Origin of the sequence: Bowmanella denitrificans (assembly GCF_002887595.1) — a bacterium.
GTDB classification, from domain to species: domain Bacteria; phylum Pseudomonadota; class Gammaproteobacteria; order Enterobacterales; family Alteromonadaceae; genus Bowmanella; species Bowmanella denitrificans.
This window is the reverse complement of record NZ_PEBU01000014.1, coordinates 1-16,421: the sequence shown is the minus strand read 5'-3', so window position 1 is coordinate 16,421 and position 16,421 is coordinate 1. Positions and strand designations below refer to the sequence as shown.

General features: G+C 48.1%; 12 protein-coding genes. 7 read left to right on the top strand and 5 right to left on the bottom strand.

The features are described 5' to 3' along the window. Positions 1-50 precede the first annotated feature (50 nt). Genes CSR04_RS20720 through CSR04_RS20710 form a run of 3 tightly spaced genes read left to right on the top strand, consistent with a single transcriptional unit; the run spans position 51 to position 1,962 of the window. Positions 51-641, top strand: coding sequence for an LON peptidase substrate-binding domain-containing protein (locus tag CSR04_RS20720; protein ID WP_102798255.1), 591 nt, complete (start codon positions 51-53; stop codon positions 639-641). A gap of 54 nt (positions 642-695) precedes the next feature. Beyond that, complete coding sequence (locus CSR04_RS20715; RefSeq protein ID WP_102798254.1) at positions 696-1,310, top strand: sigma-70 family RNA polymerase sigma factor; 615 nt, start codon at positions 696-698, stop codon at positions 1,308-1,310. Continuing rightward, the gene (locus CSR04_RS20710) at positions 1,303-1,962 is read left to right on the top strand and encodes a ChrR family anti-sigma-E factor (RefSeq protein WP_102798253.1); all 660 of its coding nucleotides are present in this window, start codon (positions 1,303-1,305) and stop codon (positions 1,960-1,962) included. The genes CSR04_RS20715 and CSR04_RS20710 overlap by 8 nt, the downstream gene beginning before the upstream one ends. Before the next feature lie 48 nt (positions 1,963-2,010). Here CSR04_RS20710 and CSR04_RS20705 read toward each other — a convergent pair whose 3' ends face one another. After that, the gene (locus CSR04_RS20705) at positions 2,011-2,775 is read right to left on the bottom strand and encodes an outer membrane protein assembly factor BamD (protein WP_102798252.1); all 765 of its coding nucleotides are present in this window, start codon (positions 2,773-2,775) and stop codon (positions 2,011-2,013) included. A gap of 224 nt (positions 2,776-2,999) precedes the next feature. On the opposite strand from CSR04_RS20705, the gene rluD reads away from it, so the two are divergent. The 3 genes from rluD to clpB all read left to right on the top strand — a co-directional run bounded on the left by rluD (position 3,000) and on the right by clpB (position 7,350). Beyond that, positions 3,000-3,974, top strand: coding sequence for a 23S rRNA pseudouridine(1911/1915/1917) synthase RluD (rluD, locus tag CSR04_RS20700; protein WP_102798251.1), 975 nt, complete (start codon positions 3,000-3,002; stop codon positions 3,972-3,974). Beyond that, on the top strand, positions 3,975-4,688 hold the full coding sequence (gene pgeF / locus CSR04_RS20695; RefSeq protein ID WP_102798250.1) for a peptidoglycan editing factor PgeF: 714 nt from the start codon (positions 3,975-3,977) through the stop codon (positions 4,686-4,688). Between the two features lie 91 nt (positions 4,689-4,779). Further along, positions 4,780-7,350 (top strand): ATP-dependent chaperone ClpB, encoded by a 2,571-nt coding sequence (clpB, locus tag CSR04_RS20690; protein ID WP_102798249.1) that lies wholly within the window; start codon positions 4,780-4,782, stop codon positions 7,348-7,350. 44 nt (positions 7,351-7,394) lie between these two features. On the opposite strand, the gene prsT is transcribed toward clpB, so the two are convergent. Next, a complete protein-coding gene (gene prsT, locus CSR04_RS20685; RefSeq protein ID WP_102798248.1) occupies positions 7,395-10,181 on the bottom strand; it encodes an XrtA/PEP-CTERM system TPR-repeat protein PrsT in 2,787 nt (928 codons plus the stop codon). Positions 10,182-10,249: 68 nt separating this feature from the next. Further along, on the bottom strand, positions 10,250-10,966 hold the full coding sequence (gene xdp1 / locus CSR04_RS20680) for an exosortase-dependent surface protein XDP1 (RefSeq protein ID WP_102798247.1): 717 nt from the start codon (positions 10,964-10,966) through the stop codon (positions 10,250-10,252). A gap of 276 nt (positions 10,967-11,242) precedes the next feature. Here xdp1 and pssA point away from each other — a divergent pair, with 276 nt between their 5' ends. Continuing rightward, entirely contained in the window at positions 11,243-12,040 is a 798-nt protein-coding gene (gene pssA / locus CSR04_RS20675) for a CDP-diacylglycerol--serine O-phosphatidyltransferase (RefSeq protein WP_102798246.1), read from the top strand. 57 nt (positions 12,041-12,097) lie between these two features. Here pssA and CSR04_RS20670 read toward each other — a convergent pair whose 3' ends face one another. Next, positions 12,098-12,628 carry a PEP-CTERM sorting domain-containing protein gene (locus tag CSR04_RS20670; protein ID WP_172449449.1) on the bottom strand — a complete coding sequence of 177 codons (531 nt, stop codon included), beginning with the start codon at positions 12,626-12,628 and terminating at the stop codon, positions 12,098-12,100. Between the two features lie 101 nt (positions 12,629-12,729). Further along, entirely contained in the window at positions 12,730-15,903 is a 3,174-nt protein-coding gene (locus CSR04_RS20665; protein ID WP_102798244.1) for a S8 family serine peptidase, read from the bottom strand. Positions 15,904-16,421 lie beyond the last annotated feature (518 nt).

Genomic DNA, 16,421 nt, shown 5'->3' with positions numbered 1-16,421 from the left:
GCTCGCATGTTTAACTCGTATAAAAGGCAGAAAGCTAACTATCGGAGAAAATGTTGAGAAGCGAAGCCAGACAATTGGCATTATTCCCCTTATCTGCGCATTTGTTGCCCGGAGGGCGAATGTCTTTGCGCATCTTTGAGCCTCGCTACCTGCGCATGGTGAAAGAAGCTTGTGCCGGTCATCGCGATTTTGCAGTCTGTATGTTAAACGCCAGAGGAGATAAAGTACTTAATCAGCATATTCACCCGCTTTGCACTCTGGCCAAAGTGGTGGACTTCAGTACCCTGGACGACGGTTTACTTGGGATAGTGGTAGAAGGTACTGGGTGTTGGCACATACAAGAGATCCTTAACGAATCCGATGAGCTTCGTGTAGGACGCTGCTTAGAGCAAAGTCAATGGGACTGCATTGTGCCTCCGGGCGACGGACAGATGCAATTGATGCAAAGCAAACTCAAAGAAATTTTCAGCCGGTTCCCGGATATTGAACAGCTATACCAGCAAACACACTTTTCAGATCCCTTATGGGTGCTGTTTCGCTGGCTGGAGCTCCTGCCCGTTGACCCGCTGCAAAAGCAGAATCTGTTACAGGAAAAAGATTGCCGCAAAATTCTGCATTTTCTGACAGAATTGACGCATTGATCCTTTTTCCTCACCTGCCGTATAAAAAGAATCTTAGGCAAAGGTGACGGAGTTATGCTGGTCGGAATTCAATTGGATAATCGACAATCCCAGGGTACTGCACCCATTGATGTGGCAGACGAGATGTCATTGTGCTTGCAGGAAGTGGCCTTGCAAAGATGCCAGGCTTCCTTTGCCAGACTGTTTAATTACTTTGCCCCTCGAGTACGCTCCTATGCCTTAAAACAGATGGGTAACGAGGCAGTGGCCATGGAACTGGTGCAGGAAACCCTGACAAATGTCTGGCAGAAGGCGCACCTGTTCGATGCAGAAAAGGGCTCGCCGTCTACCTGGATATTTACCATTGCCCGCAACATCCGCTTTGACATGCTAAGAAAGCAGCAAAACCGCAAGGAAGATATTTGCGCCGATGACCTATGGCCGGTGCTATGTGAGCAAACAGCTGCTCCCGGTGAACTAGGGCTTGATCAGCAGGTGACGCTAGACCAGGTCGGTCAGCTGTTTGAGGCTTTGCCTGACAAACAAAGGCAAGTGATTGAAGCCATCTATGTACAAGGAAAATCACAGCAGGAAGTGGCGGAAAGCCTGGGAATTCCCCTTGGCACAGTTAAGTCACGCACGCGTTTAGCCTTGCAGCGATTGAAAGAGATGTTGTCAGAAGATGATTAATTTACACCCAACAGATGAGCAACTTTTGCAATTTGCCCAGGGACTTGCCAGTCCTGGCCTGTCACTGATAATTGCTGCGCATATGGATATGTGCGGGAAATGTGCGGCGCGAGTAGCCCAGTTCGAAGGGCGATTGGCAGAGCAAGCGCTCTCACACCCACAGGCCGCAGAGCCTGAATTACAAAAGATGCTCGACAGCATAATGGCACTGCCAGCACAAACTGGTGTGAAGCCCGATTGCGCAACCTTTCTTGAGCTGGATGGACGAAAGTTTGCGTTGCCAAGGAGTCTGCAGCGCTATGCGGGCAAGATTAGCGGCTGGTCGCATATGGTGGGTAAGCTTTGGCAGGCTCGGGTGGATCTTGGTATCGAGGGACGGGCTGATTTTATTTACATGGAAAAAGGCGGCAGTGTGCCTGAACATACCCATAAGGGCAATGAGTTAACATTGGTGCTGGACGGTGAGTTTTCTGATGGCCTGAATCACTACGATACTGGCGATTTTATTCGCTGTGATGGCCAACATACCCACATGCCGCATACAGAGGCAGACGAAGGTTGTCTGGTATTCAGCTTGCTTGACCAGCCGTTACATTTTACTTCAGGTCTGGCTCGCCTGCTTAATCCCTTTAGTCACTTATTTTTCAAATAAAAAAGCGCCAACAGGCGCTTTTTTAATGACTTGATGACGCTGACGAGCTCAGCTCGCGTAGGGGCTGTCAGGAAAGTTAAGCTTCAAGGTTTTTAGGGTACTTTGCTTTAACTCAGGCAGGTTCAACTGATCGTAGCATTCCACCATTAGCTCCAATGCTTCACGCAAATGGGGTGAGTCCGGGAAATACTCCAGGACATATTGTCCACGATTAGCCGCTGCCACATAAGCCTGGCGTTTCATGTAGTAACGGGCAATGGCCAGTTCATATTTTGCCAGCCTATCCTTAATAAACATCATACGTTTCTGCGCATCGGCAGCGTATTTGCTATCCGGGTACTTTTCCAGTAACTGACGGAAGTCACTAAAGGCTTCACGTGCTTTACTTGGATCGCGGTCTGAACGGTCAATTCCTACCAGATCCTGAAACACATTGGCATCCGCATCCATATTCACCAAGCCGCGCATATATTGCACATAGTCCACATCTGAATGATTGGGATTCAGGCGCAAAAAGCGATCAATAGTGGCCAGTGCCTGGTCAGTGTTGCTGGTTTTGTAGTAGGAATAAATAAGGTCTAACTGTACTTGATGCGACAATGGACCAAATGGGTATCTTGAGTCCAATGCACTTAAGGTGGTGGCCGCGGCATTGAAGTTACCATTTGTCAGGCTTTCCTTTGCCCGATCATAAAGGGCTTGGGGGCCTTGGTTAACCAGTGCCAGGTCCTCTTCGTCAGGTGAGGACGAACAGGCGGACAGCACCAATGCGGCGCTGATCAGTATGCTTTTTGAAAAAACTCTCGTATTCATAACGCTCATTATCGTTTACGCGATTCTGCCGGGTGCAAAATTCCGCTAGAATAGACACCCTGATTGAAAATAAGTGCCCAAGAAATCACAGCATTCTAACCGACTGTGCTGGGTCATGCACATGATATTGCCGGTCAAATTACGACCTGGCCTATCTAAGCCTTTGTTCCTCCTGATAGATGACGGCTATCGGAAGGCAAATCCACTGCCCGTCGAAGCTGATAATGCAAGAAAAAATAGAGTTACATGCTGAGGTTCCAGATACATTAATTGGCAAGCGCTTGGATCAGGCTCTGTCCGAATTGTTTTCTGATTATTCTCGCTCACGCATCAAGGATTGGATCCTGGCTGGCCAGGTTCAGGTTAATCATCAGGTTTGGGACAAGCCCAGAGAAAAGTTACTGGGTGGCGAACAAGTATTCATTCAAACCAGTATTGCAGTTCAGCAGCAACATCAGGCCCAGGCCATTGCGCTGGATATTCAATATGAAGACGAGCATATTCTGGTGCTGAACAAACCGGCAGATTTGGTGGTACACCCCGGTGCAGGCAACAGCAGCGGTACCTTGCTCAATGCTCTGCTCAATCATGTACCTGACATTGGTGCTGTGCCACGTGCCGGCATTGTGCATCGGCTTGACAAAGATACAACCGGATTGATGGTGGTGGCGAAAACCATTCCGGCCCAGACTAACCTGGTGGAACAACTGCAGGCCCGAGAGATCAGCAGGGAATATGAAGCAGTGGTCAACGGTACGATGGTGGCTGGTGGCACGGTCGATGAGCCAATTGGCCGACATGAAACCAAGCGTACCAGTATGGCCATTCGAATGGGTGGCAAGCCAGCAGTGACGCACTACAGAGTGATACAGAAGTTTCGCGCACATACACATTTGCGGCTGAAATTGGAAACAGGTCGAACCCATCAGATTCGTGTGCATATGGCGCACTTGCATCACCCTATCGTTGGGGATCCACTATACGGTGGCCGTCCACGTCCACCTAAGTCTGCCAGTGAAGAATTGCGCGAAATGCTGCGGGATTTTAAACGCCAGGCGCTGCATGCAGCACAGTTGGAACTGGCTCACCCCATCAGTGGTGAATGGCTGAGCTGGCAAGCGCCGCTGCCGCTGGACATGGTTAACCTGCTGTCCACATTGCGCGCAGATACCAAAGCCCACGATCAAGGCTGGGAATAAGTGTTTATTCTGCCGGATTGGCCTGCACCCAAGCGGGTTCAGGCCATATCCACCACTCGTCAGGGGGGCGTCAGTAAGGCGCCTTTCGATAGTTTAAATCTTGGCCTGCATGTTGGTGACAAGGCGGCTGATGTATTGGCTAACCGTCAGCAATTACCCCACTTTGAACAGATTGTCTGGCTCAATCAGGTGCATGGTAATGATGTACATTCCTTACACGCTGGTAGTTTGCAAAATATGTCAGCAGATGCGTCGATTGCTTCTGAAGCCGGAGTTACTTGTGCAGTAATGACGGCTGATTGTCTGCCCGTGCTGTTTTGTCATCGCCGGGGACTCGCGGTTGGCGCGGCGCATGCTGGCTGGCGGGGACTCGCCGCTGGTGTGCTGGAAAATACCCTGACTGCATTACCAGGGAATGCCGGGGATTATCTGGCATGGCTTGGGCCGGCGATTGGGGCTCCAGCTTTTGAGGTTGGCGAAGAGGTGCGTGCGGCATTTGCGCAAGATGCAGCCGCTTTTCAGCAAACCAACAACAAAGGCAAGTACTTAGCGGATATCTATCAACTGGCCAGAGCCAGATTAACCAGGATAGGGGTGACATCCATTTTTGGAGGTGAGTACTGTACCTATCAGCAGCCGACAAGTTTTTTTTCCTATCGACGAGATGGGCAAACCGGGCGTATGGCCAGCCTTATCTGGTTGGAAGATCATTGATCCAGCACAAAGTTGTGCACCACCATCTACTTGATTCCCGTATAGAACATACCCATAACTAAGCTACTTGGTTTTTATGTAAGGGTATTTTATGCGTTTGGATAAAATGACCAGCAAGTTTCAGCTTGCTATCTCCGATGCCCAGTCATTGGCACTGGGCCGAGACCATCAATATATTGAACCTGCTCACCTGATGATGGCGTTGCTGAATCAGGAGGGCGGTTCCGTGCGCCCGCTAATGGAGCAAATCGGCGTTAACAACAATGCCCTGCGCTCTGCGCTTTCCGAAATCATCGAACGCTTGCCTAAAGTCCAGGGAGTGGGCGGTGATGTGCAACTGGGTAAAGACACCGCTGTATTGTTGAACCTGTGCGACAAGATTGCGCAAAAACGTAAAGATGATTACATCACCTCTGAAATTTTTGTGCTGGCGGCCTTGCAGGACAAAGGCAAGTTGGGCGAAACCCTGCGCCAGTTGGGTCTGACCGAGCAAAAGACCGAGCAGGCCATCGAAAAATTACGCGGCGGTCAGAAGGTCACCGATCCCAATGCCGAAGACGTCCGTCAGGCGCTGGAAAAATTTACCACAGATCTTACTGAGAGAGCCGAACAAGGTAAGCTGGACCCTGTAATTGGCCGCGATGAGGAAATTCGCCGCACGATTCAGGTACTGCAACGCCGCACTAAGAATAACCCTGTATTGATTGGTGAACCTGGGGTGGGAAAAACCGCTATTGTGGAAGGCCTGGCCCAGCGGATAGTCAACGGTGAAGTGCCCGAGGGGCTGAAAAATAAGCGCGTGTTGTCGCTGGATATGGGCGCTTTAGTGGCGGGAGCCAAATATCGAGGCGAGTTTGAAGAACGCCTTAAAGCGGTGCTCAATGAACTGGCCAAAGAAGAAGGCAAGGTCATTTTGTTTATCGATGAGCTGCACACCATGGTGGGAGCCGGCAAAGGAGAGGGCGCCATGGATGCTGGCAATATGCTTAAACCCGCGCTGGCGCGTGGTGAATTGCATTGTGTCGGTGCCACAACGCTGGATGAGTATCGTCAGTACATTGAAAAAGACGCAGCTTTAGAGCGCCGTTTCCAGAAAGTGCTGGTGGATCAGCCGTCTGTGGAAGATACCATTGCCATATTGCGTGGTTTGAAAGAACGTTATGAATTGCACCACGCGGTGAATATTACCGATCCTGCCATAGTGGCAGCGGCATCGCTATCCCATCGTTATATCAGTGACAGGCAATTACCTGATAAAGCTATTGATCTTATTGATGAGGCAGCATCCAGTATTCGTTTGCAGATTGACTCCAAACCCGAAGATATGGACAGACTGGAACGGCGCATAATTCAGTTAAAACTGGAAGAACAAGCGCTGGCCAAGGAAACCGATGAAGCCAGTCATAAGCGTTTGGAACTGATTGAGCAGGAGCGAGAGGGGCTGGAAATCAAGTTCAAAGAGTTCGAGAAGCTCTGGATAGCCGAAAAAGAGGCTATGCAAGGGACGCAACATATTAAGGCTGAGTTAGAGCAGGCTAAGTTGGATCTGGAAATTGCCAGGCGGGCAGGCGATCTTAGCCGCATGTCAGAACTTCAGTATGGCCGCATTCCTGAACTGGAAAGACGTCTTGAACGGGCCGATGAAGTGCAGCATCAGGAAACCAAGCTGCTACGTAACAAAGTGACCGATGAAGAGATTGCCGAGGTATTGTCCCGTTGGACCGGCATCCCAGTGTCCAAAATGCTGGAAGGCGAGCGTGAAAAGTTGTTGCGGATGGAAGATGCCCTGCATAAGCGGGTCGTTGGTCAGGCCGAAGCAGTAAGTGCGGTATCCAATGCTATCCGCCGTTCCCGCGCCGGTCTTGCCGATCCTAACCGTCCTATTGGTTCATTCCTGTTCTTAGGCCCGACAGGAGTAGGTAAGACGGAACTTTGTAAGGCGCTGGCTGGTTTCCTGTTTGATACCCAGGATGCCATAGTACGTATCGATATGTCTGAGTTTATGGAGAAGCATTCGGTGTCCAGATTAGTCGGTGCGCCGCCAGGCTATGTGGGATATGAGGAAGGCGGCTACCTGACAGAAGCGGTGCGGCGTAAACCCTATTCCGTGGTGTTACTGGATGAGGTGGAGAAAGCGCATCCGGATGTGTTCAATATTTTACTGCAGGTGCTGGATGATGGCCGATTAACGGATGGTCAGGGCCGCACGGTGGATTTTAAAAATACCGTGGTCATTATGACCTCCAACCTTGGCTCTGACATTATTCAGGATAAAGCCGGTGAGGAGCAGTATGAACAAATGAAGGCCCTGGTGATGGCGGTGGTGGGGCAGCACTTTAGGCCTGAGTTTATCAACCGAATTGACGATACTGTGGTTTTCCACCCGCTTGCTCATGCGCAGATTAAAGCCATTGCAGAGATTCAACTGGCGTCTTTGAAAAAACGTCTGGCAGACAAAGGCTATGAGCTTGAACTGAGTACCGCGGCACTGGATAAACTGGCAGATGCCGGGTTTGATCCAGTCTACGGTGCCAGACCATTAAAAAGGGCTATTCAGCAACAAATTGAAAATCCGTTGGCTCAGAAACTGCTTAGTGGTGAAGTGCAACCGGAATCCACTATCAGTGTTGATGTAGGCGAAAGTGGCTTTGTGATTCATTAATGACTACAGAAGCAAACTTTGAGTAAGGGCTGCCAGGGCAGCCCTTACTTATTTAAACTGTTGAGTAAAAGTACCGCATCCTGAAACTCTGGGTAGCTGTCTTGTCGGGTCGCCTCTTGCAGTTGCACTTTGGCTTCCTCCGCCCGGTTTAATTTAGCCAATACAAAACCCAGATGGTAGCGTATCTCAGGGTTAGCAGAGTCCAGGACGTAGGCTTCTCTGAGCAGAGGTAAGGCTTTATCATACTGACCCAGTTGGGCATTGAGCCAACCAAGGGTATCCATTAAAGCTGGGTTATTCTGGCCGGACTTTCTTGCTTTCTCGGCTGTGGCCAAGGCCTTCTGTAGATCTGATTTTGCATAGATATTAGCCAGATTGTTCAGCACTGCGGCATTGCTGGCAAAGGTTTGAGTATCCAATAAGGTTTCGTAATGATCTTGGGCTTTGACGAAATCATTGTTATCCAGATAACTGTCGGCCAGTAACTTTCTTACCCAGGATGGCTCAGCATTGACCGCCAATCTCTGCTCTATGCTTTGCTGAAACATGTCCATATGGATTTTTTGCTGACTGAGTTGATAAAAGCTGACGATAGCGGCTAAATTGTCAGGATCGTCCTTTATGGCTTTTTGTAATGACTTGGCCGCTGCAGACCAGTTCTGCTGAGCAATGGCCACTTCAGCTTTGGCAAAAGCAAGTTGCGAAGGCTTAACCTCTGATTCATCTAACTGCTTTGTGAGGTTGGCAGCTTGTTGAATTTTACCTTCTTTTAACTCAAGTCTAACTTGAATTAGCTTTAATTCCGCAGAGTTAGGTGACAATTTTGCTGCTGACTCCAGGCTCTTCCTGGCCCCAGAAAGATCCGCTATCTGGATCTGCTCAACGGCTAGATCCAGTAACCTGGGGGCAGAATCAGACCAAAGGTCAAAGAGAATGTCTAAGTTGGTTTTGGCGGCCTGGTAATTACGCTGAGCGATGTAGATTTTAGCCTGCTGATGCACAAGTTTAGGGTTCAGCCGGTCATTCTGACGCAATTGATTGACCAGTGTGGCAGCCTCGGACCATTTGCTTGTTGCCATATACAGGTTTAGCAGCGACTGTGCGGCCTGTTTATGGGTAGGCTCGTAAATAAGGACTTTATTTAACCAGTCTGTTGCTACGTCCATCTGTTGTTGCTCTAGCGCAATATCCACCATAAGCAACATGAAGCGCACATTAGTAGGCAAATCTCTCAATACGTTAGTAATAATGTCCTGTGCTTCCTTGTAGCTACCTCTAGCTTTATACAGTACTGCCAGATTGAAATTAGCGCTGAGATTGTTCGGATCTTGTTTAAGCACTTTCTGTATTTGCTGTTCAGCCTGATTTGGCTTCTGCATTTCGATTAGGGTCGCAGCCAGAAGGTTGCGGGCATCCAGATTATCAGGACTGTTTTCTAACAACTTATCAGCAATAGCGTTGGCACTTGTCGTTTCACCAACAGCAAGTAACAGTTTCCCTTTTAGCAAATAAAAGCCAAGGTTGTCTGCAGGTATGTCAAGGGATGCAATAGCCTCTAACGCTTCAGTTGGTTTACCTTGTAGGCTGAGTAAATTGGCGGCGCCAATGCGCAATGCGGGTTGGTGGGTGAATTTTCTGTCTAACTCGCGAAATAACTGTTCTGCCCTGAACAGGTTATTTTGTTTCAGGTACAGGTTAAACAGAGTTAAGCCCAGATCCAGGTTGCTTTGCACCTGCCTTTGGCGCTGTTCAAGTAAGGCCATGGCTTTATCTGGTTGATTGCTCCGTAAATAGGTTTCTGCCAGAATCCTCAATGCTTTATCATCACCGGGACGCTCTTCCAGCAGCCTTCCCAATATATCTCTGGCATTTTCAAGATTGCCTTGAATAAACTCTACCAAGCCATGTACATATTGATTGCTTCCTTTGTATAGCGCGCCGTTGGGGTCGAGCACCGCAAGCTTTTGACTAAGGTTACGTAAAAGTGTGAGGCTCTCTTCGGATTTGCCTTCGTAATTCAGCAACCAGGACTTCATCAGATTGGCGGTGGGGTCGTTGGGAGACTGTTCGAGGATTTGTTCAATAATCCGTCCAGCTTCGGTGTATTGTGCCAGGCCAAAATAAGCCTGTGCCAGTCCTCTTTGCACCATAGGGTCATCACTATCTATGGTGTAAGCCAGTTGATAATAGTCCAGTGCCTGAGCCAATTGCCCCTGGCGCTGCCTAAGTTCACCCATCAGCTGCAGGCTTTGTTCGTTTTTCGGCTCCAGAACTAAAGATGCTTTAATCCAATGTTCAGCCTCATCGAATTTGCCGATTTGCAACAAGAATGAAGCTGTTGTGTTTTTGGCTCTGACATTGTTTGGGAACAGTTCATCTGCTTTTCTGAATTCCAAATCAGCAAATTCTGGCTTGCCTTGCAATAGATAAGCCTGGCCGCGCAGCAAATGCCATTCAAATTGTCCTTCTCTATTCAGATCATAATAGTGTTCTTCGAATTGCAACAACTTGTCGATTTTTCTCTGCAATATTAGGCTGGTGCCCAATAATGGCAGAACAAGATGTAAATCTGCGCCCAACTCAAGCGCTTCATCAAAGAGTTGTTCCGCTGCCATCATATTGCCACTGGCAAAATACACTCTACCCATTAGCAAAGTGGATGGGAGATGTGACGGATTTTCTTGCAGTGCGTTCTTCAGATGGATAAATGCATCTTCTATCTTACCCTGCTCATAGGCAGAGAGAGCCGACTCGTAGTCTTCTGAAAAACTGCGAGCCTGGAGAGGTAGAGTGCAAAAGTATAACGCCAGTAAGGCAAAGAGAACTTTCATAGTGTCACCGGAGCGCTAACATCAATGGGGTAGATCAAACTCTACCCCGAAATGGTCCGATTGAGAAATCAGCAATGCTTGCCTGAGCGGCGCAGTAGCAGTAAACCCAAGGCGAAAAGTAAAATCGCAGATGGTTCTGGAATTCCTGTTCCAGGGTCTGGCGTGTCAGGGCTTGTGGTATACAAACCGTTTATTTTCATATAATCAGCAGCGCCGGTGTAACTGGAACTACCGCCGAATGCAGGGTTAAACGCTCCAACAATCCAATACTTAGATGTGACTGTGTTGCTGACACTACGATAGGCTGTCCCGGCTGAACCTGTGTAATCACCTTGAGAAATCCAGCCATTGGAAAGGAATTCATTCCAGCTCAGGTTGGCCAACGAATTCACATTACCACTGCCGGTGTAGGCAGCAAATGACATATCTGCATCACCAGAGTACCAACCAACGCTAACGCCGTCCAAAGACACCGCCGTATCGAAACTTAGCAGCAATGCATCATAGCCGTTGCTGTTATCTACCGCGTGTTCGGGATTCGACAAGTTTTCAATACCAACGCCACCACTCCAACGATACAACTGGCTTTGAGTAAGATCGCCACCCTGGTTGCTGGCATCCGTCCAGCCTGTAATAGTCAGACCAATCCCATCAACTACCATATTCAGGTAGTTCGAGTTACCCGAACCTCCGAAGTTGGCATTGCCGAGATTCCATGTCTCAGTGCCGGCGGATGCGTTTCCACAAACTAGCGCGGCAATCAGCAGTAAAGATTTTCTTAACATCGTTCTTTCCTGACTAGTGAAACAATTTCTTATGATAAAGCAAATATTGTTCCATGTTGGTGTAAGCCCTTTTTATACAATGTGTTACGCCTATTTGTGACGCTACGAGATACAGCGTTTGTAAAGTATATCGACACCTTGTGTGTTTGAGCGTGGGGTTTACTGGCTGAGTTGTCAATTATGAGAAGAGCTAAAGTGGAGTAAAACAGATGGGTCATTGCTAGAGTCAGGTTGTGGACCTGTGATATCTTCTTGTCATTGTTTTTGGAGGGTTCGATGACTGACACCAAACGTAAAGGTATATATCTGCTGCCTAATTTATTGACCACGGGGGGCCTGTTTTCTGGGTTTTATGCCATTGTCTCGGCAATGAATGGGCACTTTGAGGCGGCCGCTGTGGCAATTTTTGTGGCCATGCTGTTTGATGGCCTGGACGGCCGGGTAGCACGAATGACCAATACGCAAAGCGAGTTTGGCGCTGAGTATGACTCCATGTCTGATATGGTGTCTTTTGGTATTGCCCCGGCACTTGTGGCTTATACTTGGGGTTTGACGGAGTTAGGTAAACTGGGCTGGTTGGCTGCCTTTGTATATGTGGCTGGTGCAGCGCTAAGACTGGCGCGCTTTAATACACAAATTGGCATTGCAGATAAACGTTACTTTCAGGGCCTGGCAAGTCCGGCCGCTGCTGCACTGGTGGCAGGCTTGGTTTGGGTCGGTGTGGAATATGAAGCTGTGGGCACTGATTATGGTGTTATTGTGGCGTTCGTTACGGCTGCAGCTGGCTTACTGATGGTGAGCAATTTCAAATATAACTCTTTTAAAGAAGTAAACTGGCAGGGTAAGGTGCCGTTTGTGGCATTGCTGTTGGTCATGTTGATTTTTGTGATAGTCGCGACACAGCCGTCACTGGTGCTGTTTATTGCTTTTTTGCTTTATGCCGTTGCAGGCCCCATCAATACGTTCAGAAGTGTGGATAAGGTTAAACTTGAGCATGTTGTTGGGGATGCCGACGAACAGGTGGATGCTGAGTTTGGGGCGGAGCCGCCTCAGAAGAAGCAAGATGATAAGTGAAAATCAGGTATATAAAAAAGGGCGTTGATAACAACGCCCTTTTTAGTTTGCTGTATGTTATTTTTGCAACGTGCGACGCATACCCAGTAAGCCCAACATTAAGCCGAACATGGCCAATGTGGCAGGTTCCGATACCACACTTGCCTGACCTAATGTTAATCCGTTAAAGAATCTTGGTTGAGCGTTACCATTTTCAAAGACGGTAAAATAGTTGAAGTCTGGGTTGCCAAACGCTTCAAAGTAACCTTGGAATGCCCAATCAGCAATGCCTGGAAGGAAAAAATCAATATCAAAGTCCAGGTATTCCAAGCCTGCATAGACATTGTTGCTATCAAATATTGCCAGAAAGAAATAGCTGTCATCCACTGGAATATCATATCCAAGGAATTCAAATGACACGAAAGACAAGACTTCACCTGTTCCATAGATGGGGTCGATTACGGCATTGTTGGTGCTGACAGTGATGGAGCCTATTACACCGGTTGAACCATCACTGGCCACCTCGATGAGATCCTGCGTAATAAGCGCGGCATTGGCATTTATTGTCATTGCGGCAATTAAGCCCAGACTGGCAAAAATTTTCTTCATAGTGTTCATCATTTACCTCAATATTTGTTTTTATAGAGAGGTCGCGAACAGCAACCTCTGTTTATATGCAGGAGAGGGCGTTTTTCCTCTCTCCATATGTTTTAGGGTTGGACTTCCAATACTGTGGTGCCCTGCGCAATGCCATCATCGTCATAGAAAGTGACGGCGCCCATATATAAGAAACCAGGCTCCAAACCTCGGGTAGTAATAGAAACGTTGTTAAAACGCCCCTCTATTGCCCGGGGGGTTGAGCGTATAGTGGTTTCACTTTCGGCTTGATCTGCGACCCACACTGGCATGGTGTAGTCCACTGTTTCATTTCCAGCCAAATCCCAACCATGCACAAATACTACGTAGTAGTCACCGGCGGGGCCATTTGCTGCAGGCTCAGGATTGGTTAAAATTACATCCTCATTGGAACCACTGAAAGCAGAGCTACCTACAAGGGAGCAACTTGTTGCAATACAGCGATATACATACATATCCAGATCGGTACCTTCTGCACTAACCAAACTGTCACGTAAGCTAAAGCGAGCAACTTGTGTACCTTCAGGTACTAGAAATGCGTGGAAACCCAAGCCAGGTTCTTTGAATACATATTCTCTGTCTTCATCTTGTGCCACTGTTCTGCTTGAACCAAATGGTGCAACTAAGCCTGCATAATCAAGGCTGGTTGCTCCGCTATACAGCATTTTTAGCGGGAAGGAAGCTCGACCACGATTCAATTGCAAAGACAAGCTGTCCGGAACTTCGATTTTCACTGAAGGAGCAGCTTTGATCGCAATAGGTGAACGCACAGAATGTCCATGTTCATCAGTCCATGTAATGGCACCGAAGGCCCATTCACCTATAACTGCATCTTCATTTTTATTGAACATCAATTCATAGCTGGCTTGGCCACCTGCGGGGACAATCATGTCGTTGCCTTCAGTCTCTGTACCATCTGCATTAAAGGTACGCAGAGTGACATCAATACCTTGTGGAGCCTCGATGCTGGCTACATAAGTACCGCCAATCCCTGAAACATCTTTCACAGTGCGGCTCACTGCTTTCCCAGTGGCAAGCTTGGAAACAGCTATGGATGGGTAGTTCAATTGGCTGGCGTCAACAGCAAAACCTGCATTTTCCCAATCTGCGCAACTGATACCAGACTCTGTCTGGACAAAGCTGTCTTGGTCTTGGCCACACATAAAGCCGAAGTAATCGCCAGCATTCAGGTCGTAGGTTAGTCCTGGCTCCATAGCGCTTACAGGTACGGCGTGCCCGCTGCCGAAATTAAATGGGGTAGCTGGAATGGGGCTAATCACATTTTCATTCTCGTCATGCATTACCACGACGTTTTGTCGGGCCGTAGTCATCAAAGCTGACTTAACTTGCGCAGGTGACCATGAGGGGTGTTGGCCTTTGAGAAGGGCTGCCATACCGGCAATATGCGGTGCAGACATAGAGGTGCCACTTAAATAACCATAGCTTTCTCCTTGTGGGCCAAACATTGGTGCGGAGGAAATGCCTGCCAGAATTCTTACACCTGGCGCGGTAATATCAGGTTTGATTAAATCCTCTGTATTGCCGTTAGGGCCCCGAGATGAGAAATCAGCCATGATATTGCCAACTTCTGTTTGTTGCTCAAAGGAGCCTGCGCTCATTTTAATGGTCACTTCTTCGCCACCGGAGATGGCTATGTTTAATGCATCACCATCTGCGCCATTAATCATAACGCCCGGAATGTCGTAAGCGCCATTTCCGCCCATAACAGTAACTGGCCTGTCATCACTGTAGACAACAACCGCTTTGGCACCAGCCAATTGTGCGCGCTCTATCTTATCGGAGAAGTTACAGGTGCCACGTTTAATTAGTGCAATATTGTCGGTTATTTCTGCAGCGTTATCTAATGGGCTGGGTTGACCGTCAAAACAACCTAATAAAGGTTCTGCAATGACAACTTTAGCTGTGACATCCCCATATTCAGATAGAGGTTTGGTAATTGAGCCTTCTGTGGAAAGTAACTTCTCCGCGGGGTCTCTTGAAACAATTTCGATGCTATTTGTATAACTTATGCCGTCATAGGTTGAGGCTGCAACGCTGGTTACCCAAGGAGCAGGGGTACCAACAGTGACCGGAGCGGTACCGCTATTGCCTGCTGAGACAGAGACAAACACGCCTGCATTTGTCGCCCTCAACATGGCAGCGGTTTGAGGTGGCGTCAAGCTTGTGCGGCTGCCACTGATGGAATAATTGATTACGTCAACACCATCTGCTACTGCAGCATCAATTGCAGCCATTGAGTCTGAACCGAAACAACCTCTTTCTTCAACACCCTCTGGACTTACATAATCGCTGTTCCAGCATACTTTATAAGCTGCAATGCGCGCCCTTGGCGCAATTCCGGAGACATTGCCAACATCAGTGCCAAACAAAGCTGCTGGAACACCCTCATTTCCGGCTGCTGTTGACGCAGTATGAGTGCCGTGACTAGACGCATCGCGGGGAGATTCAAATTCTCCTAGTCCGTACTGAATATCATAGCTAGCTTCAAAACCTGCTTTGAAATAGCGTGCCCCAATCAGTTTGTTATTACAGGTAAAGCTACTAGTTGCTGCTTCGGCACCTGCATCGCAACTACCACTCCACCCAAGATCTGCTGCAGGAGAATAACTTCCGTCATCAGCAAAGCTTGGATTTTCAGGCCAGATGCCGGAGTCCACTACGCCCACTATGACATCTTCACCTTTAATACCTAATGTGTGCTGTCCATTAGGACCAGTCAGCCCCAGGAATGCAGGTGTATTAGCAGTGGTTAATTGTTGTTTCTCATCCACCCAAACACCGGCCACTTCTGGATGTTGGCGTAACTGCTCAGCTTGCTGAGTTGTCAACTTGGCGGCAAAGCCATTAAAGGTATGAGTGTAGTTATATAAAACGTCTGTAATACCAATACCTTGTGCAACCGCTTGCTGTCTGGCTTTCATCGCCTGAGTGTATGCTTCCATCCGTGCTGAATGGGCGTTATAAAGATTACCCTTACCTGCGGCCAGATGATTGCTTGGGGTGAGCTCACCTAAATCCAGCGCATGCGCTACCCCGGATTTTCCTTTCAACTGTACAATATAGGAAGCGGTTTGATTGCCCCCCCTTTTCTGTACATGCTGGTGAGGTGAGGTGGACGTCAAGTTAGCAGGGTTTATATCAACTTCCTGTGCAAGGGCATTACCTGTGGCCAGGGATACCAGTGCAGCCGAAATCATGCTGCCTAGTAGTGACTTTTTAAATGTCATTGTTATCTCCTGTGAATATATTCTTCTTATATCTGTTTTATTATTCTTTATGTCGGGTGTAGGGAGCTTTCTGTAGTCATCCCTTGACCAGACTCATTCATACTAAGGAAAGCACCTTGATTGCTATTGCCAGCGAGAGAATAAAAGGCTGTAGATGGTAAGTTATCCCAATGGGCATCTATACCTCGATTCTCTGCATACAACTAAAGCAAATGGTGTTCTGTAGTAGAGCCTTAGAACTTAGCAAGAATTAATCCACTTGTTATGTTGTTGATTTTTAGGTGTTAAATTTATGGTATCTCTTTGATGTGTAATAATTTTTGACAGTGTTAGTGTGCTGTTGCCTAAAAGCGTAAAGTAAGGAAACACGGGTTGCTGTTCAATAAATGCGCGAACGAAATGTTTTTTGCAAAAATCCCTTGATCTGTTTTTGCTGGTCTGTAGAATGCGCACCACTTCGACGGGGCAGGCAGAAAGGCTTCCCAGTCAGCCAGGAAGGCAGGAAGATTCAAGGAGCG

Bases quoted from the DNA above. Each gene is read 5' to 3' on its own strand.
- CSR04_RS20720 (WP_102798255.1), top strand. From the start codon at position 51: ATGTTGAGAAGCGAAGCCAGACAATTGGCATTATTCCCCTTATCTGCG.
- CSR04_RS20665 (WP_102798244.1), bottom strand. From the start codon at position 15,903: ATGACATTTAAAAAGTCACTACTAGGCAGCATGATTTCGGCTGCACTG.
- xdp1 (WP_102798247.1), bottom strand. From the start codon at position 10,966: ATGTTAAGAAAATCTTTACTGCTGATTGCCGCGCTAGTTTGTGGAAAC.
- CSR04_RS20705 (WP_102798252.1), bottom strand. From the start codon at position 2,775: ATGAATACGAGAGTTTTTTCAAAAAGCATACTGATCAGCGCCGCATTG.
- prsT (WP_102798248.1), bottom strand. From the start codon at position 10,181: ATGAAAGTTCTCTTTGCCTTACTGGCGTTATACTTTTGCACTCTACCT.
- CSR04_RS20670 (WP_172449449.1), bottom strand. From the start codon at position 12,628: ATGAAGAAAATTTTTGCCAGTCTGGGCTTAATTGCCGCAATGACAATA.
- pssA (WP_102798246.1), top strand. From the start codon at position 11,243: ATGACTGACACCAAACGTAAAGGTATATATCTGCTGCCTAATTTATTG.
- CSR04_RS20710 (WP_102798253.1), top strand. From the start codon at position 1,303: ATGATTAATTTACACCCAACAGATGAGCAACTTTTGCAATTTGCCCAG.
- CSR04_RS20715 (WP_102798254.1), top strand. From the start codon at position 696: ATGCTGGTCGGAATTCAATTGGATAATCGACAATCCCAGGGTACTGCA.
- rluD (WP_102798251.1), top strand. From the start codon at position 3,000: ATGCAAGAAAAAATAGAGTTACATGCTGAGGTTCCAGATACATTAATT.
- clpB (WP_102798249.1), top strand. From the start codon at position 4,780: ATGCGTTTGGATAAAATGACCAGCAAGTTTCAGCTTGCTATCTCCGAT.